Genomic DNA, 24,095 nt, shown 5'->3' with positions numbered 1-24,095 from the left:
ATCACCGCCCGGGACGTCAGGCGGCGCGGGCGGCCCGGCGGCGGCGGTGGGCGGCGCGGGCGGTGAGCCACCCGCTGAAGGCCAGGTAGTAGACGACGTAGGCGAACGACAGCACCACGACGAACGGGTTCGGGTCGGGCAGCTGGACGACGAGCACGGCGTAGCAGACGAACCAGACCGCCGTCAGCAGCATGCTCAGCTGCCACAGGGCCTCGGTGCGCGACGGGTACAGGTAGCGCACCGGCACGAACACGAGCACCGAGCAGACGACGAGCGTGATCGCGACGGCCGGCTGCGACAGGTCGAGCACCACCGCGTAGAACGCCACGACGTTCCAGTAGCTCGGGAAGCCGAGGAACGTGTGGTCGTCGGTCTTCGCGTCGACCCGGCAGAACTGGTAGCTCGACGCCAGCAGCGGCAGCGCGGCGAGCACCCAGCCCCACGGCCCGTGCGGCAGCGCGCCGGTCGTCCAGAGCAGGACGATCGGCGCGAAGACGTAGGTCAGGTAGTCGACGATGTTGTCGAGCAGGGCGCCGTCGAACCAGGGGATCGTCTCCTTGACCCGCGCGCGGCGGGCGAGCATCCCGTCGGTGCCGTCGATGAACAGCGCCGCCAGGCCCACCCAGAGCGCGGCCTCCACCTCGCCCTCGAGCGCGGCGAGCACGAACAGCAGCGCCAGCACCGAGCCGAGCGCGGTGTAGGCGTGCACGGCCGCGCCGGCCAGCCGCAGACCGAGGGAGTGCGGACGCGCCGGACGGTCCCCGTGCCCCTGGTGCGCCGTCGTCGCCGGAGGTCGGGGGTCCACCGGAGGGGCCACGTTCTCCCGCATCCCGACGAGGTTCCCACACGGCGCGGGCCCCGGCCCCGCGGGAGACGCGGGACGCGCTCGGGCGTCGACTAGGGTCGGCCGCGATGAGCGGGACAGGCAGGGTGCGGGTCGCGGTCGTGTTCGGAGGGCGCAGCGCGGAGCACGCGATCTCCTGCGTCTCGGCGGGGAGCGTGATCGCCGCCCTCGACCCGGAGCGCTACGAGGTGGTGCCGGTCGGCATCGCCCGCGACGGCCGCTGGGTGCTGCCCGACCCCGCGCAGCGGCTCGCGATCACCGACGGGCAGCTGCCGGAGGTCACCGGGGGGACGGCGGTCTCCCTGGTCGGCGACCCCGCCGGGCGCGGGCTCGCGGTCCTGGAGCCGGCGCAGGGGATCGGCGCGGCGCTCACCGAGGTCGACGTCGTCTTCCCGGTCCTGCACGGCGCCTACGGCGAGGACGGCACCATCCAGGGCCTGCTGGAGATGAGCGGCCTGCCCTACGTCGGGTCGGGCGTGTTCGCCAGCGCCGCCTCGATGGACAAGGAGTTCACCAAGAAGCTCCTCGCCTCAGCGGGGCTGCCGCAGGGCGACCACGTCGTCCTCCGCGACGCCGGCGGCGCGCTGTGGGCGCACCCCGACGCGCTCTCCGCCGACGACCGCGAGCGCCTCGGCCTGCCGGTCTTCGTCAAGCCGTCGCGGGCCGGCTCCAGCATCGGCATCACCCGCGTCACCGACTGGGCGCAGTTCCCCGAGGCGGTGGCCACCGCGGCCGCCGTCGACGGGAAGGTCGTCGTCGAGGCGTCCGTCCCGGGCCGGGAGGTCGAGTGCGGCGTGCTCGCCCGCCGCGACGGCGGCGCCCCCGAGGCGAGCCTGCCGGCCGAGATCCGGCTCAAGCCCGGCACCGACTGGTACGACTTCGACGCCAAGTACCTCGAGGACGCCGTCGAGTTCGACGTGCCGGCGGACCTCACGCCCGAGCAGACCCGCGCGGTCCAGGAGGCCTCCTGCCGCGCCTACCTCGCCATGGACTGCGAGGGGCTCGCGCGCGTCGACTTCTTCCTCGGCACCGGCCCGGACGGCGAGGACCGGCTGGTGGTCAACGAGGTCAACACCATGCCCGGCTTCACACCGATCTCGATGTTCCCGCGGATGTGGGCGGCCAGCGGGGTGTCCTACCCCGAGCTGGTCGACCGGCTGGTCGCCTCCGCGCTGGCGCGGGCGGGCCGGCCGGCCCCTCGGTGACCCGCGGCCGCCGGGCCGTCCTCTCCGCCGGCCTGCTGCTGGCCGGCCCCCTGGTGGCCGCCTGCACGGCCTCCGAGGCGGAGGGCGTGCGGTCCGAGGCCGTCCCGACGCCGGGCAGCGTCGAGGAGCTCGGCGACCTGGTGCTCGCCGAGGTGCCCTCGGGCCTGCCGCGCATCCCCGACGCCGACCTGCAGCCGCCCGCCGGCGCCAAGACCGTCGACGACGTCGCGACCTACGCCGAGGACCCCGAGCGCGAGCGGGACGTGCTGCGCGACTACGGCTACCGGCACGGCTGGGAGCGCTTCTGGGGCTCCACCACCGGACCGCTCACCAGCGTCTTCCTCGACCAGTTCGACGAGCCCGCGGGCGCCGCCACCTACGCCGAGGACCTCGCCGGCAACGACGCCGAGGTGTACGAGGGCGTGCTGCGCCACGACCCGCCCGGCCTGCCCACCGGGTGCAGCCTGCTCACCGTGCCGGAGGCCGACCCCGCCACGGGCCTCGCCGGCCCGGCCGCCTTCGCCTGGTGCGGCCACGGGTCGTTCAGCGTCGCGGTCACCGCGGTGGCGGGCACCGAGGAGGAGGCCGTCGCCGAGGTCCGCGACGTGGTGGCCGCGCAGCTCGAGGAGCTGCCGCCGGCCTGAGCCCGGTGGGTCAGCGCGCCGGCAGCGCGCCCGCGATGACCCCGCTGAGCGCGGTCACCGGGGCGCTGTCGAGGTCGGGCGGCAGGGTCACCTCGACGTACACGGCGCGGTCGACGGCGGTCCACACCGTGGCGTCGGGATCGGACTGGTCGACGAACCACGTGACGCCGTTGATGGTGAACAGGCCCTCGCCGGGCACCAGCCCCTCGGGCGCGTCGACGCCGCAGACCAGCACGACCGGCGGCTCGCCCCACGCGGCGGCGTAGGGGGTGTCGGACTGCACCATCCGGCCCGGCTCCTCGAGCAGGTCCAGCGGCAGCGCCCCCATGAGCGCCGGGCAGTTCGCGTCCGCCTCGGGGGTGGCCGGCGGGACCTCGACCGGCAGCACCGGCAGGTCCTCGCGCTGCTGCCCCGTCGTGGGGCCGAGGTCGGCCACCGGGGCGTCGTCCGCCACGGGGTCGTCGTCGCCCCCGCTCACCAGGCGGACGACCAGCAGCACCAGCAGGACCGGCACGACGACGGCGGCGGCCAGCAGGGCCAGCCGGCGCAGCGGGTCGGGCGCGGTCCGGTCGGCCGGGGCGGGCTCGTCCTCGGCGGGGTTGTGCTCGCTCAGCGGCTCAGATGTTGACGACGGGGCAGGTCAGCGTGCGGGTGATCCCGTCCACCGACTGCACCCGCGCGACGACCAGCCGGCCGAGGTCGTCGACGCTCTCGGCCTCGGCGCGCACGATGACGTCGTAGGGGCCGGTGACGTCCTCGGCCTTGGTCACCCCGGCGATCTCGCTGATCGTGGACGCCACCTGGGCGGCCTTGCCGACCTCGGTCTGGATCAGGATGTAGGCGTGGACCACGGGACGACCTTCCTCGGACGAGTCTGCGGGTGGCTGCCTGCCACCGGCAGGCTGACCGGCTCGCAACGTACCCCAGCGGCCGGGTGGGGCCGGTGACACGGCCCCGTCCGCTCACCGGCCGCGGCGACCTGGCCGACACCGTCCGGGTGGTGGGGGAGTTCGGCGTCATCGCCCGGGTGGTCGCCCGCGCGGGCTCCGCGGCGGCCGCCGAGGTCGGTCCCGGCGACGACGCCGCCGTGCTGCGGGTGCCCGACGGCCGGGTGGTCGCCACCACCGACGTGCTCGTCGAGGGTCGCCACTTCCGGCGCGACTGGTCCTCGGCCGAGGACGTGGGGCACAAGGCCGCCGCGGCCAACCTCGCCGACGTCGCCGCGATGGGCGGGGTGGCCACCGCGCTGCTGGTGGGGCTGGCCTGCCCCGCGGACACCCCGACGTCGTGGCTGGAGGGCGTGGCCGCCGGCATGGCCGCCGAGTGCGCGCCGCTCGGCGCGGCCGTCGTCGGCGGGGACACGGTGGCCTCGGCGCCCGACAGCGGCGCGATCGTGCTGTCGGTGACCGCGCTGGGCGACCTGGGTGGCCGCGCGCCGGTGCTGCGCTCGGGGGCCCGGCCCGGCGACGTGCTCGCCGTCGCCGGGCGGCTGGGCTGGTCGGCGTGCGGGCTGGCCGTGCTGCGCCGCGGCTTCAGCAGCCCGATCGCCGCCGTCGCGGCGCACCGCCGGCCCGCGCCGCCCTACGCCGCGGGCCCGGCCGCCGCCGACGCCGGGGCGAGCGCGATGTGCGACGTGAGCGACGGCCTGCTCGCCGACGCCGGGCACCTGGCCGACGCGAGCGGCGTGGCGATCGACGTCGACCGCGCGGCCCTGGTGCGGACGATGCTCGAGCCGCCCGGCCCGATGCAGCAGGTGGCCGCGGCCCTCGGCGCGGACCCGCTGTCCTGGGTGCTCACCGGCGGGGAGGACCATGCCCTCCTGGCCACCTTCCCGCCCGGAGCGGCGATGCCCGCGGGCTGGACGGTCATCGGAGGGGTCCGCGACGGCGCGGCCGGCGTGTTCGTCAGCGGCGAGCCGGCGGCCGACGTCGCGCAGGCCGTGGGCGCAGGGAGGACCGGGCATGTCCACTTCGGCTGAGGTCGCCGGGCGCAGCGTGCGGCTGCGGGACGGGCGGACCGCGGAGCTGCGGGCGGTGCCGTACGACGACCCGCTGGCGCGCGACCTGGTCGGCCGGGTGCAGCAGGAGTACGTCGACCGCTACGGCGGGCCCGACGAGGCCGCCGTCGACCCGGCGGAGTTCGTGCCGCCGGCCGGGCTCTTCCTCCTCGCGGAGGTCGACGGCGAGCCCGCCGGCTGCGGCGCCTGGCGACGGCACGGGGAGGGGCACGCCGGCACCGAGGCGGAGGTCAAGCGGGTCTACGTGGTGCCCGCCTTCCGCCGGCTGGGCCTGGCGCAGCTGGTCGTCACCGCGCTGGAGGACTCCGCCCGCGCCGCCGGGTACCGCTCGGTGGTGCTCAACTCCGGCGACCGGCAGCCCGAGGCGCTCGGGCTGTACGCCGCGATGGGATACCGCCCCGTGCCGGGGTACGGCATCTACGCCGGGGAGGCCGGGGCGGTCTTCCTCGGCCGGCAGCTGACCGATCCCGGGGAGGAGCGGCCGTGGGCGTCGTGACGATCTCCGCGTCCTACGGCGCGGGCGGCCCGGAGGTGGGGCCGGCGGTGGCCGACCGGCTGGGCCTCGCCTTCCACGACCGGGCGATCCCGGCCCGGGTGGCCGGCCGCCTGGGCGTCTCCCAGGACGACGCCGAGGCCAACGACGAGCGCGTCGTGCGCGGGCTGTGGCGCCTCGTGGCCTCGCTCGGGGCGATGCCCGACCCCATCGGCGGCGTCGTCCCGCTGACCGGCGAGCCCGACGAGCGCGCCTACCGCGAGCAGACCGAGCGGGTGCTGCGCGAGATCGCCGACGGCCCCGGGGGAGTGGTGCTCGGCCGCGCCGGCGCGATGGTGCTGCGGGACCGGCCCGACGCGCTGCACGTGCGCCTCGACGGGCCGCCGGAGGCGCGGCTGCGGGCGGCGGTGGAGCGCTACGGCCGGCCGGAGGAGGAGACCCGGCGGGAGATGCAGGCCAACGACACCACCCGCGAGGCCTACGTGCGGCACTTCTACCGCTGCGACCCGGCCGCCGTCCGGCACTACCACCTCGTCGTCGACGGGACGGCGCTGCCGCCGGGCACCGTCGTCGACCTGGTGGTCGCCGCGGCGCGGGCGCGCGGGATCGGCTGACCGCAGGGACGACGAAGGACCCCGGAGGTCGGGGACCTCCGGGGTCCTCGGTCGGACCCTCACCCCCTCACGGGGGCGGCGCGATCAGGCGCGGACGACCTTGCCCGCGCGGATGCACGAGGTGCAGGCGTTGATCCGCTTGCGGTTGCCGGGGGCGACGAGCGCCCGCACCGACTGGATGTTCGGGTTCCAACGGCGCGGCGTGCGGCGGTGCGAGTGCGACACCGACATACCGAAACCGGGCCCCTTGCCACAGACATCGCACACGGCAGCCACGGTGGATCACTCCCAGAGAATCGTTCGAAAGACGGCGGCGCACCGACGGCGACCGCTAGACCGTCGACCATCCTAACCGGTCCGGCGCGACGGTGTCGCCGAGGCCCGGGACCGCCGTCGCGGGGAACGGGACCGTCGTCGTCCGTGGGTACCCTCCGCCCGTGCTGCAGGCGCTCGACGACGCCGCGGTCGGTCAGTGGTGCCGCACCGCGGTCGCCGCGCTGTCCGGGGCCCGCGACCGCATCGACGAGCTCAACGTCTTCCCGGTGCCCGACGGCGACACCGGCACCAACCTGCTGCTGACCGCGCAGGCCGCGGTCGCGGCGCTGGAGGCCGCGGGGCCCGCCGAGTCCGCCTGGACGGCGCTGTCGCGGGGCGCTGTGCTCGGCGCCCGCGGCAACAGCGGCACGATCCTCGCCCAGCTGCTGCGCGGCCTGTCCGACTCCCTCGCCGGTGCCGGTCCCGCCGACGGCCCGGCGCTGGCCGCAGCCCTCCAGCAGGCCGCCGACGGCGCCTACTCGGCGGTGGCCGACCCCGAGGAGGGCACCTTCCTCACCGTCGCCCGGGCCGGCGCCGAGGCCGCGTGCGCCGCCGTCACCGCGGGCGGCACCGCCCTGGCCGACGTCGTCACCGCCGCCGCCGACGGCGCCCGCGCGGCGCTGGAGGCCACCCCCGGCCAGCTCGACGTGCTGCGCACCGCGGGCGTGGTCGACGCCGGCGGCGCGGGCCTGAGCCTGGTCCTCGACGCGCTGGTCACCACGGTGACCGGCGTCGAGCCCGCCCGCCCGCCGCTGCACCGCCGCCCGCAGCGGGGCGGGCACGGGCACGGCCACGTCCCGCACCAGCCGCCGCCGGGCCCGGGCAGCGAGGTGCAGTACCTGCTCGCCAACGCCGACGAGGCCGCCGTCGCCGTCCTGCACCGGCGGCTGGCCGCGCTCGGCGACAGCCTTGTCGTCGTCGGCGTCGACACCCCCACCGGCCGGCAGTGGAACGTGCACGTGCACACCTCCGACGTCGGCGCGGCCATCGAGGCCGGCATCGAGGCGGGGCGCCCGCACGGGATCAGCGTCACGCCGCTGGCGCCGGTGCGGCCGGCCGAGCCGGTGCCCGGGCGGCGCGCGGTGGTCGCCGTCGTCCCGGGCGACGGGCTGGCGCTGCTGTTCGCCGGGGAGGGCGTGCGGGCGGTCACCTGCGGTCCCGACGGCGTCACCGAGGACCAGGTGCTCGCCGAGGTGGTCGCCTCCGCCGCCGCCGAGGTCGTGCTGCTCCCGAACGACCCGGCGCTCACGCCGGCCGCCTCCCGCGCCGCCGAGCGCGCCCGCGAGCTCGGCCGCGACGTCGCCGTCGTGCCCACCCGCTCCCCGGTGCAGGGGCTGGCCGCCGTCGCGGTCGCCGACCCCGGCCGCCGGTTCGGCGACGACGTCATCGGCATGGCCGAGGCCGCGGCGGCCACCCGCTGGGCCGAGGTCGCCGTCGCCGAGCAGGAGGCGCTGACCAGCGCGGGCCCCTGCCGCCCGGGCGACGTCCTCGGGTCGGCCGAGGGCGACGTCGTGGTCATCGGCGCCGACCTCGCCGCCGTCGCCTGCGACCTGCTCGACCGGCTGCTGTCGGCCGGCGGGGAGATGGCCACCGTGCTGGTCGGCCCCGACCCCGCGCTCGGCGACGCCGCCTGCGCGCACCTGGCCGCCGCGCACCCGACCGTCGAGGTGGTGCGCTACGAGAGCGGGGCCGCGGTCCCGTTGCAGATCGGGGTGGAGTGACGTGGCGGTCACCCTGGAGACCGACCTCTCCCGCGTGCTCGGCGCGAAGACGGCCAAGGCCATGGCCGAGTCGCTGGACCTGCGCACCGTGCGCGACCTGCTCCGCCACTACCCGCGCCGCTACGCCCGCCGCGGCGAGATCGCCCGCCTCGACGACCTGCAGGTCGGCGACCGCGTCACCGTGCTCGCGCAGGTCCGCAAGGTCACCAGCCGGCGGATGCGCAACCGCCCCGGCACGCTCACCGAGGTCACCGTCGGCGACGGCGCCGGGCAGATGCAGCTCGTCTTCTTCAACCGGAAGTTCGGGAAGCTCGAGGAGGGCTCCTGGGGGCTGTTCGCCGGCACCGTCGGCGAGTACCGCAACTCCAAGCAGTTCGCGCACCCCGACTTCCACCTCATCACCGGCGACGACGACGAGGACTGGGCCCGCGCGCTCATCCCGATCTACCCCGCGAGCAAGGACGTCTCGAGCTGGGTGATCCAGAAGTCGGTGAAGCTGCTGCTCGACGCCACCGGCGGCTTCGGCTTCGTCGAGGACCCGCTGCCCGAGGACCTGCGCTCCCGGCACGGGCTGCTCAGCCTCGCCGCCGCCCTGCTCGACGTCCACCGGCCCACCTCCGCCGAGGACGTCGAGCGCGCCCAGGACCGGCTCAAGTGGGACGAGGCGCTCACCCTGCAGCTCGTGCTCGCCGCCCGCCGCCGGGCCGCCGCCCTGGAGCCGGGCACCGCCCGCCCGCGCCGGTCCGGCGGGCTGCTCGACGCCGTCGACGCCGCCCTGCCGTTCTCCCTCACCGAGGGGCAGCGCGAGGTGGGGGAGGAGCTGGCCGCCGAGCTGTCCCGCGACCAGCCGATGCACCGCCTGCTGCAGGGCGAGGTCGGGTCGGGCAAGACCGTCGTGGCGCTGCGGGCGATGGCCCAGGTCGTCGACGCCGGCGGGCAGGCGGCGCTGCTGGCGCCCACCGAGGTCCTGGCCGCGCAGCACGCGCGCAGCATCTCCGCGATGCTGGGCCCGCTCGCCCGCGCCGGCGAGCTCGACGGCGACCCCGCGGGCACCAAGGTCGTGCTGCTCACCGGCTCGCTCAAGGCCGCGCCCCGCCGCGCCGCCCGGGCCGCGGTCGCCGACGGCAGCGCCGGCATCGTCGTCGGCACCCACGCGCTGCTGCAGCAGGGCGTCGAGTTCGCCGACCTCGGACTCGTCGTCGTCGACGAGCAGCACCGCTTCGGCGTCGAGCAGCGCGACGCGCTGCGCGCCAAGGGTGAGCGGCCGCCGCACGTGCTGGTCATGACCGCCACGCCGATCCCGCGCACCGTGGCCATGACCGTCTACGGCGACCTCGAGACCTCCGTCCTGCGCCAGCTGCCCAGCGGTCGCGGGGGCGTGGCCAGCTCCGTGGTGCCGGTCGCCGACAAGCCGACCTGGCTCGACCGCGCCTGGGAGCGGCTGCGCGAGGAGGTCGCCGCCGGCCGGCAGGCGTACGTCGTCTGCCCGCGGATCGGTGACGACGAGACCGGGGACGACGAGACCGACGCCCCCGACGACGCCGACGGCGCACCCGGGGACGCGAAGGGCGGCGACGCCGACCGGCGCCCGCCGCTGGCGGTCCTCGACGTCGCCCGCGCGCTCGACGAGGGGGCGCTGGCCGGCCTGCGCCTCGCGGTGCTGCACGGCCGGATGACGCCGGAGGCCAAGGAGGCGACGATGCGCGCCTTCGCCGCCCGCGAGGTCGACGTGCTCGTCGCCACCACCGTCGTCGAGGTCGGCGTCGACGTGCCCAACGCCACGGTGATGGTCGTCATGGACGCCGACCGGTTCGGCGTCAGCCAGCTGCACCAGCTGCGCGGCCGCGTCGCCCGCGGCAGGCACCGCGGGCTGTGCCTGCTGGTCACCGAGGCCCGTGAGACGACGTCGACCGGGCAGCGGCTGGCCGCCGTCGCCGGCACCTCCGACGGGTTCGAGCTCGCCCGCCTGGACCTCGAGACCCGCCGCGAGGGCGACGTGCTGGGCGCCGCGCAGTCCGGCCGCCGCTCCGGCATCCGGATGCTCTCGCTGCTGGAGGACGAGGAGCTCATCGCCGCCGCGCGCACCGAGGCCACCGCGCTGCTGGCCACCGACCGCGGCCTGGCCGACCACCCGGGCCTGGCGATGGAGGTGGCGGCGCTGGCCACCGACGAGCGCGCCGAGTACCTCGAGAAGGCATGACGCGCCTGATCTCCGGGGCGGCCGGCGGGCGGCGGCTGACGGTGCCGCCGAGCGGCGTCCGGCCCACCGGCGACCGCGCCCGCGAGGGCCTGTTCAACAGCCTCGGCACGCTGCTCGACCTCGACGGCGCCACCGTCCTCGACCTCTACGCCGGGTCGGGCGCGCTGGGCCTCGAGGCGCTCTCCCGCGGGGCCGCGTCGGTGGTGCTGGTCGAGAACGGGCCGCGGGTGCTGCCGGTGCTGCGCGCCAACGTCGCCGCCGTCGGGCTGCCCGGCGCGCGGGTGGTGGCGGGCTCGGTGCCCACCGTCGTCGGCGGCGCGCCGCCGGCCCGCTTCGACCTCGTGCTCGCCGACCCGCCCTACGCCGTCCCGGTCCCGGAGGTGCTCGGCGTCCTCGGTGCGCTGGTCACGGGGGAGTGGCTGGCGCCCGGGGCGGTGGTCGTCGTCGAGCGGTCCTCCCGCGAGGAGCCGTGGGAGTGGCCGACACCGCTCACCGGGATCCGCGACCGCCGCTACGGAGAGGCGTTGCTCCGGTACGGTCGCCTCCCGTGAGGCGAGCGGTGTGTCCCGGGTCCTTCGACCCGGTCACCAACGGCCACGTCGACGTGATCGCGCGGGCCGCCGGGCTGTACGACGAGCTGGTGGTCGCCGTGCTGGTGAACCCCGGCAAGGCCGGCCTGTTCAGCGTCGACGAGCGCATGGAGCTGCTGCGCGAGGCGGTCGCCGACCTGCCCAACGTCGTCGTCGACAGCTTCAGCGGGCTGCTCGTCGACTACTGCCGCAGCCACGACATCCCCGTGGTGGTCAAGGGGCTGCGGGCGGTCGGCGACTTCGAGTACGAGCTGCAGATGGCGCAGATGAACCGCGAGCTCGCGGGCATCGAGACGCTGTTCGTGCCCACCGCCCCGCAGGTCGGGCACCTGTCCTCCAGCCTGGTGAAGCAGATCGCCACCTTCGGCGGCGACGTGTCCCGGCTGGTCCCCAAGGCCGTCCTCGACCGGCTGCTCGCCAAGCGGGACGGTTCGGCGTGACCGAGGTCGTCTACCGGCTCTACGAGACCGTCGACGAGCTCAGCCGGCTGATCGAGAACGCGCGCAGCGTGCCCATGTCGGGCTCGTGCATCCTGCCGCGCGACCAGCTGCTCGACCTGCTCGACGACCTGCGGGAGAACCTGCCCGACGAGGTGCACGCCGCCGGCGCGATCGTCGAGCAGCGCACCGAGATCCTCGAGCAGGCGCAGGCCGAGGCCGAGCAGCTGACCGGCCGCACCCGCGAGGAGGCCGACCGGCTCGTCGCCGGCGCCCGCCGCCAGCGCGAGGAGATCCTCGGCACGGCCCGCCGCCAGCGCGACGAGCTGCTCGCCCGCGCGCAGGCCGAGGCCGACGAGCTGCTCGAGCAGGCCGAGGCCGAGGCCGACCGGCTGCTGGCCGAGGCCCGCGACCACCACGCGGCGGTGCTGGCCGACGCCGAGGCCCAGCAGGCGGAGCTGCTCGCCGTCGCGCAGGCCGAGCACGAGCGCCTGGTCACCGAGACCGAGGTCTACCGCGGCGCCGTCGCCCGCTCCGACGAGCTCGGCGCGCAGACCGTCGCGGAGGTCACCCGCATGCGCACGGAGGTCGACGAGTACGTCGACACCCGCCTCGCCGACTTCGGCTCGACCCTCGAGCGGATGCTGCGCTCGGTGGAGAAGGCCCGGGAGACCCTGCGCGACTGAGCGGGGCCGGACGGCACCCCGGCAGGATCGGGTAGTCTCGGTTGCTGGTCCACCGGTGACCTCCCCGGACCGGATCCCCTCCTCCTGACGACCGCGAGTACCGACATGCCTGCCGCCCCATCCCGCCGCCCCGGCGCCGCGAGCCCCGACGCCCGGCGTCCCGCCGCCAACCCCTGGGCCGTGGAGCTGCGCGAGCTCGGCCGCCGGGCGGGCTCCATGCAGGAGCTCGACCGGACGGTCCCCGCGCCCGACGGCTGGCGGCTCGAGCTCGTCGGCGTCCCCGAGGGCGCCCCGGTTCACCTGCGCCTGCGCCTGGAGTCGGTGATGGAGGGCGTGCTGGTCTCCGGCGACGTCGAGGTCCCGGTCGAGGGCCAGTGCGCCCGCTGCCTCGAGCCGGTCCACGACTCGCTCCAGCTCGACGTCCAGGAGCTCTACGCCTACCCGGGCAGCACCACCGAGGCCACGAGCGAGGAGGACGAGGTCCGCCTCGTCGAGGGCGAGCGCATCGACCTCGAGCCGATGGTCCGCGACACCGTCGTCCTGGCCCTCCCGCTCTCGCCCACCTGCACCGACGACTGCGCGGGCCTGTGCTCCGGCTGCGGCCAGCGCATCGACGACCTCCCGGCCGACCACTCGCACGAGCTGGTCGACCCCCGCTGGGCCGGCCTCGCCGGCCGACTCACCACCGGAGCGGTCACCGACCGTCCGGACGACCCTGAGGAGAACTGACCGTGGCCGTCCCGAAGCGGAAGATGTCCCGCGCCAACACCCGCGCCCGCCGGTCGCAGTGGAAGGCGAGCGCCCCCACGCTCAGCCCCTGCCCGAACCGCGCCTGCGGTCAGCTCAAGCCGCCGCACCAGGCCTGCCCGAACTGCGGCCAGCACGCCGGCCGCCAGGTCCTCTCCGTCTGACGACGGCGTCCGTGGGCAGCGCCGCCCGCACGCCGGTGGTCCCCGAGGGCGGGTCGCCGGCGGGTCAGGCGCACGCCGACCGAGCAGCCGCCTGGCTGCTCGACGCACTCCGCGTCGAGCTGCCCGGCGGCCTGCTGGCGTTGGCGCTGACCCACCGCTCCTGGGCCTACGAGAACGGCGGCCTGCCGACCAACGAGCGCCTGGAGTTCCTCGGCGACGCCGTGCTCGGCCTGGTCGTCACCGACGAGCTCTACCGCAGCCAGCCCGACCTGCCCGAGGGCCGGCTGGCGAAGCTGCGGGCGTCGGTGGTCAACATGACCTCGCTGGCCGGCGTCGCCCGGCGGCTCGGCGCCGGCGGCCTCGGCCCGCACCTGCTGCTGGGCCGCGGCGAGGAGACCACCGGGGGCCGGGAGAAGGACTCGATCCTCGCCGACGCGCTCGAGGCGCTGATCGGCGCCATCCACCTGGGTCTCGGCCTCGACGCCGCGGCGGCGATCGTGCACCGGCTGTTCGACCCGCTGCTGGTCGAGTCGGCCAAGCGCGGCGCGGGCCTGGACTGGAAGACCAGCCTGCAGGAGCTCGGTGCCGCCCGGGGCCTCGGCGCCCCGGTCTACGACGTCACCGACGAGGGCCCGCCGCACGCCAAGACGTTCACCGCGTCGGTGTCGCTGGCCGGCGTCCTCCGGGGCACCGGCAGCGGCCGCACCAAGAAGGCCGCCGAGCAGGAGGCCGCCGAGGCCGCCTGGCAGGCCGTCTCCAGCGAGGGCCCCGCGGCGGACCCGGCGGCCGGCCCGGTCGCGCCACCCGCGGAGTAGCCCCCGTGCCCGAGCTGCCCGAGGTCGAGGTGGTCCGGCGCGGTCTCGAGCGCTGGGTCGCCGGCCGCACCGTGGCCACGGTCGAGGTGCACCACCCGCGCGCCGTCCGCCGGCACCTCGAGGGCGCCGAGCACTTCGTCGGGGCCGTGACCGGCCGCACCGTCGCCGCCGCGCACCGCCGCGGCAAGTACCTGTGGTTGCCGCTCACCGAGCCCGACGGCGCCCCCTCCGGCCGGGCGGTGGTCGCCCACCTCGGCATGAGCGGGCAGCTGCTCGTCGAGAAGCGCAGCCAGCCCGACGAGACGCACCTGCGCGCCCGGTTCACCTTCACCGACGGCGGGCGCGAGCTGCGCTTCGTCGACCAGCGCACGTTCGGGGGGCTGGCGGTGGAGGAGTGCGCCGGGGGCGGTGGGGCGGGTGAGGACGCAGCCGAGCGGATCCCGTCGCGCCTCGCGCACATCGCCATCGACCCGCTGGACCCCTCCTTCGACGAGGCCGGCTTCAGCGCGGCGCTGCGCCGGCGGCGGACCGAGGTCAAGCGGGCGCTGCTGGACCAGACGCTGATCGGCGGCGTCGGCAACATCTACGCCGACGAGTCGCTGTGGCGGGCCCGGCTGCACGGCGCGCGGCCCACCGACCGGCTGACCCGCGCCCAGGTCGGCGACCTGCTCGACGGCGTGCGCAGCGTGCTCGGCGAGGCGCTGGCCCAGGGCGGCACGTCCTTCGACTCGCTCTACGTCGACGTCAACGGGCAGAGCGGCTACTTCTCCCGTTTCCTCGCCGTCTACGGCCAGCTCGACCGGCCCTGCCCGCGCTGCGGGACGGCGATCATCCGGGAGTCGTTCATGAACCGCTCGAGCTACAGCTGCCCGCAGTGCCAGCCGCGCCCGCGCGCGAGGCGGTCGTGAGCCCGGACGTGCGGGTGCGCGTGCTGGTCAGCGGCACCGTGCAGGGCGTCGGCTACCGCTGGTTCGTCCGCGGCCTGGCCGACGCGGCGGGGCTGGCGGGGTCCGCGCGCAACCTCCCCGACGGGCGCGTCGAGGTCGAGCTGGAGGGGCCGGCCGACGACGTCCGGGCCGTCGTCGCCGCGCTCGACGGGCCGCGCGCGCCCGGTTCGGTCACCGGCGTGGTGTCCGAGGACCGCGCGGTGCAGGGGGGACAGGGCTTCACCACGGCGTGACGAAGACGACATCCACCCGACACGGGAGGTGTCCAGTGTGGCCGTTGACCTGCGTGTCGGGTGCTGTCACCCTGGAGGCACCGAGCCCGCGCCGACCGACTTCCCGGGGCGGCGGGCACCCCTCCCGCTGTCGAAAGGCCGCTGTCGCCATGGCCAAGGCCCTGTTCGGTTCCGTCGTGTCGCCCGCGGAGCTCCGCGTACTCGAGGAGAACGCGGCGCTGCGCGCGAAGGTGCGCCGCCTGGAGCAGGAGCTCGGCGAGCTGCGCGCCCAGCGCGACGCCGCCCGCGACGCCGTCATCGCCTCCGAGCTGCTGAGCATGGCCGGCGACACCACCGCGCCGGCGCTCGCGTAACACCTGCACCACCACCCGGCGCGCGGATCCGCCGCCGGGTGAGAGCCTCCCTCCCGTGCACCTGTCGAGCCTGACGCTCAAGGGCTTCAAGTCCTTCGCGTCCGCGACGACGCTGCGCCTGGAGCCGGGCATCACCGCCGTCGTCGGGCCGAACGGCTCGGGCAAGTCCAACGTCGTGGACGCCATCGCCTGGGTGCTCGGCGAGCAGGGCGCGAAGTCCCTGCGCGGCGGCAAGATGGAGGACGTCATCTTCGCCGGCACCGCCGGGCGCTCCGCGCTCGGCCGCGCGGAGGTGACGCTCACCATCGACAACGCCGACGGCGCCCTGCCGATCGACTACACCGAGGTGTCGGTCACCCGCCGCATGTACCGCTCCGGCGAGAGCGAGTACGAGATCAACGGCGACAAGGTGCGCCTGCTCGACGTGCAGGAGCTGCTCAGCGACGCCGGCATCGGCCGCGAGATGCACGTCATCGTCGGCCAGGGCCAGCTCGACGCCGTCCTCTCCGGCCGCCCCGAGGACCGCCGGGCCTTCATCGAGGAGGCCGCCGGCGTCCTCAAGCACCGCAAGCGCAAGGAGAAGGCGCTCCGCAAGCTCGACGGGATGCAGGCCAACCTCGACCGGCTGGCCGACCTCACCGCCGAGCTGCGCCGCCAGCTCAAGCCGCTCGGGCGCCAGGCCGAGGTGGCCCGCCGTGCCGCCGGCGTGCAGGCCGACCTGCGCGACGCGCGCCTGCGGCTGCTCGCCGACGACCTGGTGGGCCTGCGCGACGCGCTCGACAAGGACGTCGCCGACGAGGCCGCGGCCCGTGCCCGCCGCGCCGTCGTCGAGGCCGAGCTCGCCGGCGTCGCGCGCCGGGAGGCGGACCTCGACGCCGCCCAGGCCGCCGACGCCCCGCGCCTGGGCGCCGCGCAGGACACCTGGTACCGGCTGTCCGCGCTGACCGAGCGCTTCCGCGGCATCGCCTCGCTGGCCGCCGAGCGCTCCCGGCACCTCTCGGCCCCCGTCCCCGGCGGCACCGGCGGTCGCGACCCCGAGCAGCTCGAGGCCGAGGCCGACCGCGTCGACGCGACCGAGGCCGAGCTGGCCGCCGGCCTCGCGGCCGAGCGCGGCCGCCTGTCGGCCGCCGTCGCCGCCCGCACGGAGCTGGAGGAGGCGCTCGCGGCCGAGGAGCGCGCCTGGGTCGTGGCCACCCGGGCGATCGCCGACCGCCGCGAGGGCCTGGCCCGCCTGTCGGGGAAGGTCGCCGCCGCCCGCTCCCGGGCCGCCGCCGGGCAGGCCGAGGCGCAGCGGCTGGGGCAGGCCGCCGCGGAGGCCGCCGCCCGCGCCGATGCCGCCCAAGCCCGGCTCGACGAGCGCCGCGCCGGCACCGGCGACGCCGACGACGAGGACGTCGCGCTGGTCACCGCGCACGCCGACGCCGTCGCCGCCCGGACCGCCGCGGCCCGCGCGGTCACCGAGCTGGCCGACGCCGAGCGGGCCGCCGAGCGCGACCGCGCCTCCTGGGCTGCCCGCCGCGACACGCTCGCGCAGGGCCTCGCCCCGGCCGACGGCGCCGCCGCCGTGCTCGCCGCCGGGACCTCCGGCGCGCTGGCCGGCGTGCTCGGGCCGGTCGCCGAGCGGATCACCGTCGCCCCGGGCGCCGAGGTGGCCCTGGCCGCGGCGCTCGGCGGGCTGGCCGAGGCCGTCGCCGTCGCCGGGGTCACCGGCGCCGCCGACGCGCTGGCGCACCTGCGCGACGTCGGCGGCGGCCGGGCCGCGCTGCTGGTCAGCGGCGGCCCGGCCGCCCCGTCGCGCGCCGGGGAGCCCGCGCTGCCCGAGGGCCTGCGCTGGGCGGTCGACCTCGTCGAGGCGCCCGGCGACCTGCGGCCGGCCCTGGCCCGGGCGCTGCACGGCGTCGTGGTCGTCCCGACCCTGGGGGCCGCGGCCGCGCTCGTCGGGGCCCACCCGACCGTCCGCGCGGTCACCGTCGACGGCGACCTGGTCGCCGCCGACCGCGCCTCCGGCGGCGCTGCCGAGGCGCCGTCGGGCCTGGAGGTGCGTGCGCGGGTCGACGAGGCCGAGCGCGAGCACACTGCCGCGGCCGCCCGCGCCGCCGACCTCGCCGCACGGCTGGCCGCCGCCCGGGAGGCCGCGCAGGCCCGCTCGGCCGACGTCGAGGCCGCGCAGGCCGCCCGCCGGGCCGCCGACCGCACCCGGTCGAAGCTGGCCGCCGAGCTGGCCGAGCTGGGCGCCGCCGCGCGCTCGGCCGCCGCCGAGGCCGACCGCTCCGACGCGGCCCGGCGGCGCGCCGAGCGGGCGCTCGAGGAGTCGGCCACCGGGCTCGCCGAGCTCGAGGCCCGGCTGGCCGAGGCCGAGGCGGCGCCCGCGGCCGAGGAGCCCGACCCAGGGCAGCGCGACCGGCTGCGGCTGGAGGTCGCCGCCGCCCGGCAGGCCGAGACCGAGGCCCGGCTGGCCGTCCGCACCGCCGAGGAGCGCGCCCGGGCGCTGTCGGGTCGCGCCGAGGCGCTGCGCCGGCAGGCCCGGCAGGAGCGCGCCGCCCGCGAGCGCGCCGCCGCGGCCGCCCTGGCGCGCCGGCGGGGCGCCGAGGTCGCCACCCGCGTGCGCGCCGGCGCGGAGGACGCCCTCACCGCCCTGGCGACGTCGCTGGCCCGCGCGGCCGCCGAGCGCGACGAGCTGGCCCGGCAGCGCAGCGCCCGCGAGGCCGAGCTGCTCGAGGTGCGCACCCGCGTCCGCGCGGCCACCGCCGAGCTCGAGCGGCTGACCGACGAGGTGCACCGCGACGAGGTGGCCCGCGCCGAGCAGCGGCTGCGCATCGAGGCCCTGGAGGGGCGGGCCGCCGAGGAGTTCGGCGTCGACCTGCCCACGCTGGTCGCCGAGTACGGCCCGGCCGCTCCGGTGCCGCCCTCGCCCGCCCGGCTCGCCGCCGCGGAGGCGGCGGGGGAGCCCGCGCCCGGGCCGGTGCCCTACGACCGCGCCATCCAGGAGCGCCGCGCCGCGCAGGCCGAGCGCGACCTGGTCACGCTCGGCCGGGTCAACCCGCTGGCGCTGGAGGAGTTCGCGGCCCTGGAGGAGCGGCACACCTTCCTCGCCACGCAGCTGGAGGACCTCAAGGCCACCCGCCGCGACCTGCTCACCGTCGTCCGCGAGGTCGACGGGCGCATCCACGACGTGTTCGCCTCGGCCTTCGCCGACGTCGCCCGCGAGTTCGAGGGCGTCTTCGCGACGCTGTTCCCCGGCGGTCAGGGCCGGCTGGTCCTCACCGACCCCGAGGACATGCTCACCACCGGCGTGGAGATCGAGGCGCGCCCGCCCGGCAAGAAGGTCAAGCGGCTGTCGCTGCTGTCCGGCGGCGAGCGCTCGCTGACCGCCGTCGCGCTGCTCGTGGCCATCTTCCGGGCGCGGCCCTCGCCGTTCTACGTGCTCGACGAGGTGGAGGCGGCGCTCGACGACGTCAACCTGGGCCGGCTGCTCACCCTGGTCGAGCAGCTGCGGGCGACGTCGCAGCTCATCGTGATCACCCACCAGAAGCGCACGATGGAGATCGCCGACGCGCTCTACGGCGTGAGCATGCGCGGCGACGGCATCACCGGCGTCATCAGCCAGCGGCTGCGCGAGCCCGACCCGGCCCAGGCATAGGAAGCTGTTCGCACGTCCCGGGCGCGAGAACGTGCGGACAGCTTCCCATGCCTGGCCTCAGACGCCGGACGGGACCAGCAGGTCGACCACGAGCGGCAGGTGGTCCGAGGCGCCGGCGCCGTCGAGCACGCGGGCCGCGGCCACCTGGATGCCCGGGGTCACCCACACCTGGTCGATGCGCACGTGCGGCGCGCGCGCCGGGTGGGTGTGGCCCTCGTCGCGCTGCCAGAACCGCCAGCGGGCCTGGTCGTCGCGGTCGCCGGCGAGGGTCCACGCGTCGGAGAAGTCGGCCCGCAGCGCCGACAGCTCGGGCGCGTCCGGGGCGGCGTTGAGGTCGCCGACCACCACGCCGGTCTCCATCGAGTCGGTGTGCAGGTCGCGCAGCAGCTGCACCTGCCGGGCCCGCTCCTCGGCCGACCGGGTGGTCAGGTGCGTGGTGGTCACCCACAGCGCGCCGCCGTCGAGCTCGACCAGCGTGCGCAGGGCGCTGCGCGGCTCGCCGGTGCCCGGCAGCGGGTGCACGTCGCTGATCAGGATCGGCAGCCGCGACAGCAGCGCGTTGCCGTACTGGCGGCGCGGGGCGTCGCCCGGCCGCTCCTCGTCGATCGCCGGGCCCCACGCCAGCTGCATGTCCAGCGCGCGGGACAGCAGCAGCGCCTGGTCGACGTCCTCGCTGCGGTCGCCGAAGTGCCGGTCCACCTCCTGCAGGCAGATGACGTCGGCGTCGGCGGCGGCCAGCACCTTGGCCAGCCGCGGCAGGTCGTGCCGGCGGTCGTCGCCCACCCCGTGGTGGGTGTTGAAGGTGACCAGCCGCACCGGGATGGGCGGCTGGTCGGGACCGGGGGCGGGCTTCACGCCGGAGGGGTCGGTCACCCCGTCAGCCTGTCACCCCTGCGCGGGCACCGTCGCCGGGACCGGGTCGGCCAGCGGCAGGTCGAGCACCTGCTGCAGGCACTCCTCGCCGTCGGGGCGGTGGTCGCTCACGTGCAGCACGAAGCGCGCCTGCCGGCCCTCGAGCACCAGCTCGCCGACCTGGTTGCCGAAGAACGGGCCCGCCGCCTTGGCCCACTCCACCGACGGCGGCCGCACCCGCGCCGCCCGCGCGACCGCGGCGGTGAACCGCCGCGCCCACCGGCTCCAGCCGATCCGGAACCCGACGCGGATGGGGTGCGGCGCCTGGTTGTGCAGCGGGGAGACGGTCAGCTGGTGCACCCGGCCGGTCAGCCCGCCGGGGGAGACGACCTCGGCGGCGTAGGCGTGGTGGACGTCGCCGGAGAGCACCAGCGCGGTCGCCGGGGCGCGGCCGTGCTCCCCGCGGGCGACGGCGAGCAGCGCGGCCGCGAGCCGGTCGAAGCTGTGCCCGAAGGCGGCCCAGTGCTCCAGGTCGGCGGCCTGGCGCACCGCCTCGGCGGCCTTCCCCCGCCAGCGGCCCTCGTGCCGGACGGCGACCGCCTCGTCCACCCGCTCGATCGAGTCGATGGCGTGGGGGAGCAGCCACGGCAGCGAGGTGCCGACCAGCAGGTGGTCGACGCCGTCGGCGACGGCCTGCCGCATCTGGTCCTCGATCCAGGCGAACTCGTCGTCGTCGACCATGCGGCGGCCCTGCTCGTCGAGGACCCGGCCGGCCCGGCTGTCGACCATGACCAGCCGCGCGTCGCCCCAGTGGCGCACGTAGCTCCAGCGCACCGTCCGAGGCTCGCGGTCGGCGGCGACGGCCATCTCGCGCAGCAGCGGCTCGGCGTCGGTGCCCTCGGGCAGGGCGAGCACCGCCTGCCAGGTGCGGTCGGCGGCGAGCTCGGCCGGGCTGAGGTTGCCCAGGTGCTGGTGCACCCAGTAGCTGACCAGCCCGCCGGTGATCCGCTCGGCCCACCAGTCGGTGGCCGTCACCTGCCGCCGCCACGCCGCCGAGGTGTTCCAGTCGTCGATCATCTCGTGGTCGTCGAAGACCATCGACGACGGGATCGTCGACAGCAGCCAGCGCACCTGCGGGTCCATCCAGGACTCGGCGTACAGCCGCGTGTACTCCTCGCGGTCGCGCACCTGCGCGTCCTCGGGCACCGGCTCGCCGCGGTGGACGGTGAGCCAGGCGCGCGTGGCCGAGGTCAGCTCGTCGGCGTAGACCTGGTCGCCGAGCAGCACCAGCGCATCGGGCCACTGCTCCTCGGGGAGGTCGGCCACCCGCTGGGCGTAGGCGTCGAGCGCGTCGGGCGGGATGCCCTCGCCGAGGTCGACGGTGCTGGGCGCGGCGTAGCGGCAGGAGCCGAAGGCCAGCCGGAACGGGCCGGGCCGGCCGGGGGTGCGGATCCGGCTGGGCGGGAACGGGGAGCTCTCCTCGGGCCACACCCGCACGCCGTCGGTGCCGTCGGCGGACAGGCGGACCTCGTAGGGGGTGGTGCTGCCGGGCTCCAGGCCCTCGACGACGACGAGCGCGTACCAGTGGCCGCCCACGCGGAAGGTGCGCGCGGTGCGGCCGAGGACGTCGACGGTGCAGGGCCGGTCGGTCTCCACCCACACCGTGGCCGACACCGGGTCGACGTGGCGCAGCAGCGGCCCGAGCAGCAGGGCGGGGCTGTCTCCCGCGGGGAACGTCACGCCGCCCAGCGTGCTCCACGCACCCGGGTTCCGCCCAGAGCCCGCCGTGCGGCGGCTGGGAGACTGGGCGGCATGGAGTTCGTGCTGATCGCGATCGCGATCGTCCTCGTGGCCCTGGTCGCCGGGGTGGGCCTGCTGGTCGGCCGGGGCCGCCGCACCACCCGGCTCGACGACGACGCCGTCGCGGGCACGACGCTCACCCGCCCGCGGCCGCCCGCCGCGCCGCCGGCGCCCCCGGAGGACCGCCCGGCCGGGGCCACGGCGTCCGGGCTGGGCCTCGCGCCGGCCGAGCCCGACGCCGTCGCGCCCGAGGCGCCGCCCACGGTCGACCTGCCGCCCGCCGTCCCGGAGCCGGGCCTCGTCTTCGAGACCCCGCCGCCGTCGGCCGGCCGGCTGGTGCGGCTGCGCTCGCGGCTGGCCCGCTCCCAGTCCTCCCTCGGCCGCGGCCTGCTCACCGTGCTCGCCCGCGAGCGGCTCACCGAGGACGACTGGGAGGAGGTCGAGGAGACCCTCCTGGCCGCCGACGTCGGCGTCGCCGCGACCACCCAGATCGTCGAGCGGCTGCGCACCCAGTCGATGGTGCTGGCCACCGCGACCCCGGCCGACCTGCGCGCGCTGCTGGTCCGCGAGCTCACCGCCGTCCTCGGCCCCGACCTCGACCGCACGCTCGGCACCGACCGCCGCGAGGGCCGCCCCGGCGTGCTCCTCGTGGTCGGGGTCAACGGCGCCGGCAAGACGACGACGGTCGGCAAGATCGCCCGCGTGCTCGTCGGCGACGGCCGCAGCGTCGTCCTGGGCGCCGCCGACACCTTCCGCGCCGCGGCCGCCGACCAGCTCGAGACCTGGGGCGAGCGCGTGGGCGTGATGACCGTGCGCGGCCGCGAGGGCGCCGACCCGGCGTCGGTGGCGTTCGAGGCGGCGCGCACCGGCGTGGAGGCCGAGGTCGACACCGTCGTCGTCGACACCGCCGGCCGGTTGCACACCAAGTCCGGCCTGATGGACGAGCTCGGCAAGATCAAGCGGGTCGTGGAGAAGGTCAGCCCCGTCACCGAGACGCTGCTGGTCCTCGACGCCACCACCGGCCAGAACGGCATCGTGCAGGCGCGGGTGTTCACGCAGGCCGTCGACGTCACCGGCGTCGTGCTCACCAAGCTCGACGGCACCGCGAAGGGCGGCATCGTCGTCTCCGTGCAGCGCGAGCTCGGCATCCCGGTGAAGCTCATCGGGCTGGGCGAGGGCGCCGACGACCTCGCGCCGTTCGAGCCGGAGGCCTTCGCCGAGGGCCTCGTCGGCGGCGCCGACTGAGGCCGCCGGGGGCTCAGGCCCGCGAGGGGTCGAACCCGTAGGGCAGCTCGAGCCGGTGCGCGGCCAGCAGGTCGGCGTCGGCGAGCACCTCGCGGGTCGGGCCGTCGGCGACCACGACGCCGCCGTCGAGCACCACCGAGCGCGGGCACAGCTGCAGCGCGTAGGGCAGGTCGTGGGTGACCATCAGCATCGTCACCGGCAGGCCGGTGAGGACCTCGGCGAGCTCGCGCCGCCCGGCCGGGTCGAGGTTGGAGGAGGGCTCGTCGAGCACGAGCACCTCCGGGTGCATCGACAGCACGGTGGCGACGGCGACCCGGCGGCGCTGGCCGAACGACAGGTGGTGCGGCGGGCGGTCGGCCGACCCGGCCATGCCCACCTGCTCCAGCGCCGCGGCCACCCGTGCGGCCACCTCCGGCTCGGGCAGGCCCAGGTTGCGCGGGCCGAAGGCGACGTCCTCGCCGACGGTCGGCATGAACAGCTGGTCGTCGGGGTCCTGGAACACGATGCCGACCCGGCGGCGGACCTCCGGCAGGTTCCGCTTCTCCACCGGCAGCCCGGCCACGCTCACCCGCCCGCGGCCCCCGGCGAGGATGCCGTTGAGGTGCAGCACCAACGTCGTCTTGCCGGCTCCGTTGGGCCCCAGCAGCGCCACCCGCTCGCCGCGCTCGAGGCGCAGGTCGACACCGAACAGCGCCTGGTGCCCGTCGGGGTAGGCGAAGGCCAGGTCCTCCACGAGGAGGGACGGCGGGGTGCTCACGCCCCGAGCATCCCCGCCGCCAGCAGGGCCGCCGCCGACAGGGGGAGCGCCAGCCCGGTCAGCCAGGTGCGCGCGGTCACGGCGAGGGCGGGCCCGGCGGGCAGCCGGCCGTCCCCGCCGCGGGACAGCATCGCGAGGTGCACCCGCTCGCCGCGCTCGTAGGACCGCACGAACAGCGCCCCCGCGGTGCCGGCGACGACCTTCAGCGCGCCGGGGCCGCGGCCGCGGAAGCCGCGCGACTCCCGCGCCACCCGCATGCGGCGCAGCTCGCCGGCGACGACGTCGGCATAGCGGACCATGAACGACAGGATCTGCACGAGCACCGCCGGCAGCCGCAGCCGCTGCATCCCGCGGACCAGGTCCTGCGGCGTGGTGGTGGCGGCGAGCACCGTGGCCGCGAGCACCGACAGCGTCGCCTTGGCCAGCAGGCCGCCGGCGGCGAGCAGCCCGCTCTCCGACAGCGACAGCCCGAGCACGTCCACGCGCGGGCCGCGGGCGACGACCGGCAGCAGCAGCGCGAACACGACGAACGGCAGCTCCACCGCCAGGCCGCGCAGCAGCCGGCCGGCCGGGACGCGGGCCAGCGCCGCGGCGCCGAGCACCAGGACGGCGTACCCGGCGTAGGCCGGCGCCCAGGCCGCCCGCACCGGCGTGGCCACCACGACCAGCGCGAACGCGACGACGGCGACCAGCGCCACGTGCGCCGGCAGCCGGTGGACGACGGTGTCGCGCGCGACGTAGGCCGAGCCGAGCGGGCCGCCGTGCCCGGCGCCCAC

Annotated in this window: 26 protein-coding genes; 18 read left to right on the top strand and 8 right to left on the bottom strand. The window is 77.0% G+C overall.

From position 1 onward, the window contains the following. Positions 1 to 16: 16 nt before the first annotated feature. Positions 17 to 805: a CDP-alcohol phosphatidyltransferase family protein gene (locus tag ACI78R_RS04300; RefSeq protein WP_245794728.1), complete on the bottom strand. Its 789-nt coding sequence runs from the start codon at positions 803 to 805 to the stop codon at positions 17 to 19. A gap of 107 nt (positions 806 to 912) precedes the next feature. Here ACI78R_RS04300 and ACI78R_RS04295 point away from each other — a divergent pair, with 107 nt between their 5' ends. Both ACI78R_RS04295 and ACI78R_RS04290 read left to right on the top strand, forming a co-directional pair. Continuing rightward, positions 913 to 2,049 (top strand): D-alanine--D-alanine ligase family protein, encoded by a 1,137-nt coding sequence (locus ACI78R_RS04295; RefSeq protein WP_457039780.1) that lies wholly within the window; start codon positions 913 to 915, stop codon positions 2,047 to 2,049. Then, positions 2,046 to 2,693: a hypothetical protein gene (locus tag ACI78R_RS04290; protein ID WP_457039779.1), complete on the top strand. Its 648-nt coding sequence runs from the start codon at positions 2,046 to 2,048 to the stop codon at positions 2,691 to 2,693. The genes ACI78R_RS04295 and ACI78R_RS04290 overlap by 4 nt, the downstream gene beginning before the upstream one ends. Positions 2,694 to 2,703: 10 nt before the next feature. Here ACI78R_RS04290 and ACI78R_RS04285 read toward each other — a convergent pair whose 3' ends face one another. Next, positions 2,704 to 3,207 carry a DUF3515 domain-containing protein gene (locus ACI78R_RS04285; protein WP_457039778.1) on the bottom strand — a complete coding sequence of 168 codons (504 nt, stop codon included), beginning with the start codon at positions 3,205 to 3,207 and terminating at the stop codon, positions 2,704 to 2,706. Positions 3,208 to 3,310: 103 nt separating this feature from the next. Then, positions 3,311 to 3,544, bottom strand: coding sequence for an Lrp/AsnC ligand binding domain-containing protein (locus tag ACI78R_RS04280; RefSeq protein WP_073421789.1), 234 nt, complete (start codon positions 3,542 to 3,544; stop codon positions 3,311 to 3,313). A 92-nt stretch (positions 3,545 to 3,636) separates the two neighbouring features. Between ACI78R_RS04280 and ACI78R_RS04275 the strand changes: the two genes are divergently transcribed. The 3 genes from ACI78R_RS04275 to ACI78R_RS04265 are packed head-to-tail and all read left to right on the top strand — an operon-like array spanning position 3,637 to position 5,817. Beyond that, complete coding sequence (locus tag ACI78R_RS04275; protein ID WP_457039777.1) at positions 3,637 to 4,671, top strand: thiamine-phosphate kinase; 1,035 nt, start codon at positions 3,637 to 3,639, stop codon at positions 4,669 to 4,671. Next, a complete protein-coding gene (locus tag ACI78R_RS04270; protein WP_457039776.1) occupies positions 4,655 to 5,206 on the top strand; it encodes a GNAT family N-acetyltransferase in 552 nt (183 codons plus the stop codon). The genes ACI78R_RS04275 and ACI78R_RS04270 overlap by 17 nt, the downstream gene beginning before the upstream one ends. Then, positions 5,194 to 5,817, top strand: a complete 624-nt coding sequence (locus tag ACI78R_RS04265; RefSeq protein WP_457039775.1) for a cytidylate kinase-like family protein — start codon at positions 5,194 to 5,196, stop codon at positions 5,815 to 5,817. The genes ACI78R_RS04270 and ACI78R_RS04265 overlap by 13 nt, the downstream gene beginning before the upstream one ends. A gap of 84 nt (positions 5,818 to 5,901) precedes the next feature. Here the strand turns inward: ACI78R_RS04265 and rpmB are convergent, their stop codons facing one another. Continuing rightward, the gene (rpmB, locus tag ACI78R_RS04260) at positions 5,902 to 6,084 is read right to left on the bottom strand and encodes a 50S ribosomal protein L28 (protein WP_436277817.1); all 183 of its coding nucleotides are present in this window, start codon (positions 6,082 to 6,084) and stop codon (positions 5,902 to 5,904) included. A 170-nt stretch (positions 6,085 to 6,254) separates the two neighbouring features. Here rpmB and ACI78R_RS04255 point away from each other — a divergent pair, with 170 nt between their 5' ends. The 12 genes from ACI78R_RS04255 (at position 6,255) to smc (ending at position 18,665) form a co-directional block, all read left to right on the top strand. Next, on the top strand, positions 6,255 to 7,853 hold the full coding sequence (locus tag ACI78R_RS04255) for a DAK2 domain-containing protein (protein WP_457039774.1): 1,599 nt from the start codon (positions 6,255 to 6,257) through the stop codon (positions 7,851 to 7,853). Position 7,854: 1 nt separating this feature from the next. Then, a complete protein-coding gene (gene recG / locus ACI78R_RS04250) occupies positions 7,855 to 10,053 on the top strand; it encodes an ATP-dependent DNA helicase RecG (RefSeq protein ID WP_457039773.1) in 2,199 nt (732 codons plus the stop codon). After that, complete coding sequence (gene rsmD / locus ACI78R_RS04245; protein ID WP_457039772.1) at positions 10,050 to 10,604, top strand: 16S rRNA (guanine(966)-N(2))-methyltransferase RsmD; 555 nt, start codon at positions 10,050 to 10,052, stop codon at positions 10,602 to 10,604. Before recG ends, rsmD begins: the two co-directional genes overlap by 4 nt. Beyond that, entirely contained in the window at positions 10,601 to 11,083 is a 483-nt protein-coding gene (coaD, locus tag ACI78R_RS04240; RefSeq protein WP_336032204.1) for a pantetheine-phosphate adenylyltransferase, read from the top strand. The genes rsmD and coaD overlap by 4 nt, the downstream gene beginning before the upstream one ends. After that, on the top strand, positions 11,080 to 11,766 hold the full coding sequence (locus ACI78R_RS04235) for an ATP synthase subunit B family protein (RefSeq protein WP_073421796.1): 687 nt from the start codon (positions 11,080 to 11,082) through the stop codon (positions 11,764 to 11,766). Before coaD ends, ACI78R_RS04235 begins: the two co-directional genes overlap by 4 nt. A gap of 105 nt (positions 11,767 to 11,871) precedes the next feature. Then, the gene (locus ACI78R_RS04230; protein WP_083628854.1) at positions 11,872 to 12,495 is read left to right on the top strand and encodes a YceD family protein; all 624 of its coding nucleotides are present in this window, start codon (positions 11,872 to 11,874) and stop codon (positions 12,493 to 12,495) included. A 2-nt stretch (positions 12,496 to 12,497) separates the two neighbouring features. Further along, positions 12,498 to 12,677: a 50S ribosomal protein L32 gene (gene rpmF, locus ACI78R_RS04225; RefSeq protein WP_073421798.1), complete on the top strand. Its 180-nt coding sequence runs from the start codon at positions 12,498 to 12,500 to the stop codon at positions 12,675 to 12,677. 11 nt (positions 12,678 to 12,688) lie between these two features. Then, positions 12,689 to 13,492 (top strand): ribonuclease III, encoded by an 804-nt coding sequence (rnc, locus tag ACI78R_RS04220; protein ID WP_457039771.1) that lies wholly within the window; start codon positions 12,689 to 12,691, stop codon positions 13,490 to 13,492. Between the two features lie 5 nt (positions 13,493 to 13,497). Continuing rightward, positions 13,498 to 14,400, top strand: coding sequence for a bifunctional DNA-formamidopyrimidine glycosylase/DNA-(apurinic or apyrimidinic site) lyase (gene mutM / locus ACI78R_RS04215; RefSeq protein ID WP_457039770.1), 903 nt, complete (start codon positions 13,498 to 13,500; stop codon positions 14,398 to 14,400). After that, the gene (locus ACI78R_RS04210; RefSeq protein WP_073422023.1) at positions 14,397 to 14,672 is read left to right on the top strand and encodes an acylphosphatase; all 276 of its coding nucleotides are present in this window, start codon (positions 14,397 to 14,399) and stop codon (positions 14,670 to 14,672) included. The genes mutM and ACI78R_RS04210 overlap by 4 nt, the downstream gene beginning before the upstream one ends. Positions 14,673 to 14,821: 149 nt before the next feature. Next, positions 14,822 to 15,025 (top strand): hypothetical protein, encoded by a 204-nt coding sequence (locus ACI78R_RS04205; protein WP_073421800.1) that lies wholly within the window; start codon positions 14,822 to 14,824, stop codon positions 15,023 to 15,025. A gap of 55 nt (positions 15,026 to 15,080) precedes the next feature. Continuing rightward, positions 15,081 to 18,665 (top strand): chromosome segregation protein SMC, encoded by a 3,585-nt coding sequence (gene smc / locus ACI78R_RS04200; protein WP_457039769.1) that lies wholly within the window; start codon positions 15,081 to 15,083, stop codon positions 18,663 to 18,665. Positions 18,666 to 18,722: 57 nt separating this feature from the next. Here smc and ACI78R_RS04195 read toward each other — a convergent pair whose 3' ends face one another. Both ACI78R_RS04195 and ACI78R_RS04190 read right to left on the bottom strand, forming a co-directional pair. Further along, the gene (locus tag ACI78R_RS04195) at positions 18,723 to 19,538 is read right to left on the bottom strand and encodes an endonuclease/exonuclease/phosphatase family protein (protein ID WP_457039768.1); all 816 of its coding nucleotides are present in this window, start codon (positions 19,536 to 19,538) and stop codon (positions 18,723 to 18,725) included. Between the two features lie 12 nt (positions 19,539 to 19,550). Beyond that, positions 19,551 to 21,257 carry an alkaline phosphatase D family protein gene (locus tag ACI78R_RS04190; protein WP_457039767.1) on the bottom strand — a complete coding sequence of 569 codons (1,707 nt, stop codon included), beginning with the start codon at positions 21,255 to 21,257 and terminating at the stop codon, positions 19,551 to 19,553. 72 nt (positions 21,258 to 21,329) lie between these two features. Between ACI78R_RS04190 and ftsY the strand changes: the two genes are divergently transcribed. Then, positions 21,330 to 22,562: a signal recognition particle-docking protein FtsY gene (ftsY, locus tag ACI78R_RS04185; RefSeq protein ID WP_073421804.1), complete on the top strand. Its 1,233-nt coding sequence runs from the start codon at positions 21,330 to 21,332 to the stop codon at positions 22,560 to 22,562. Positions 22,563 to 22,575: 13 nt separating this feature from the next. Here ftsY and ACI78R_RS04180 read toward each other — a convergent pair whose 3' ends face one another. Together ACI78R_RS04180 and cbiQ are read right to left on the bottom strand one after the other, a co-directional pair. Then, entirely contained in the window at positions 22,576 to 23,319 is a 744-nt protein-coding gene (locus tag ACI78R_RS04180) for an energy-coupling factor ABC transporter ATP-binding protein (RefSeq protein ID WP_073421805.1), read from the bottom strand. Continuing rightward, a complete protein-coding gene (gene cbiQ / locus ACI78R_RS04175) occupies positions 23,316 to 24,095 on the bottom strand; it encodes a cobalt ECF transporter T component CbiQ (protein ID WP_457039766.1) in 780 nt (259 codons plus the stop codon). The genes ACI78R_RS04180 and cbiQ overlap by 4 nt, the downstream gene beginning before the upstream one ends.

The sequence above is a fragment of the Geodermatophilus sp. SYSU D01106 genome, from assembly GCF_054049995.1.
This window is presented reverse-complemented; position numbering and strand designations above follow the sequence as displayed.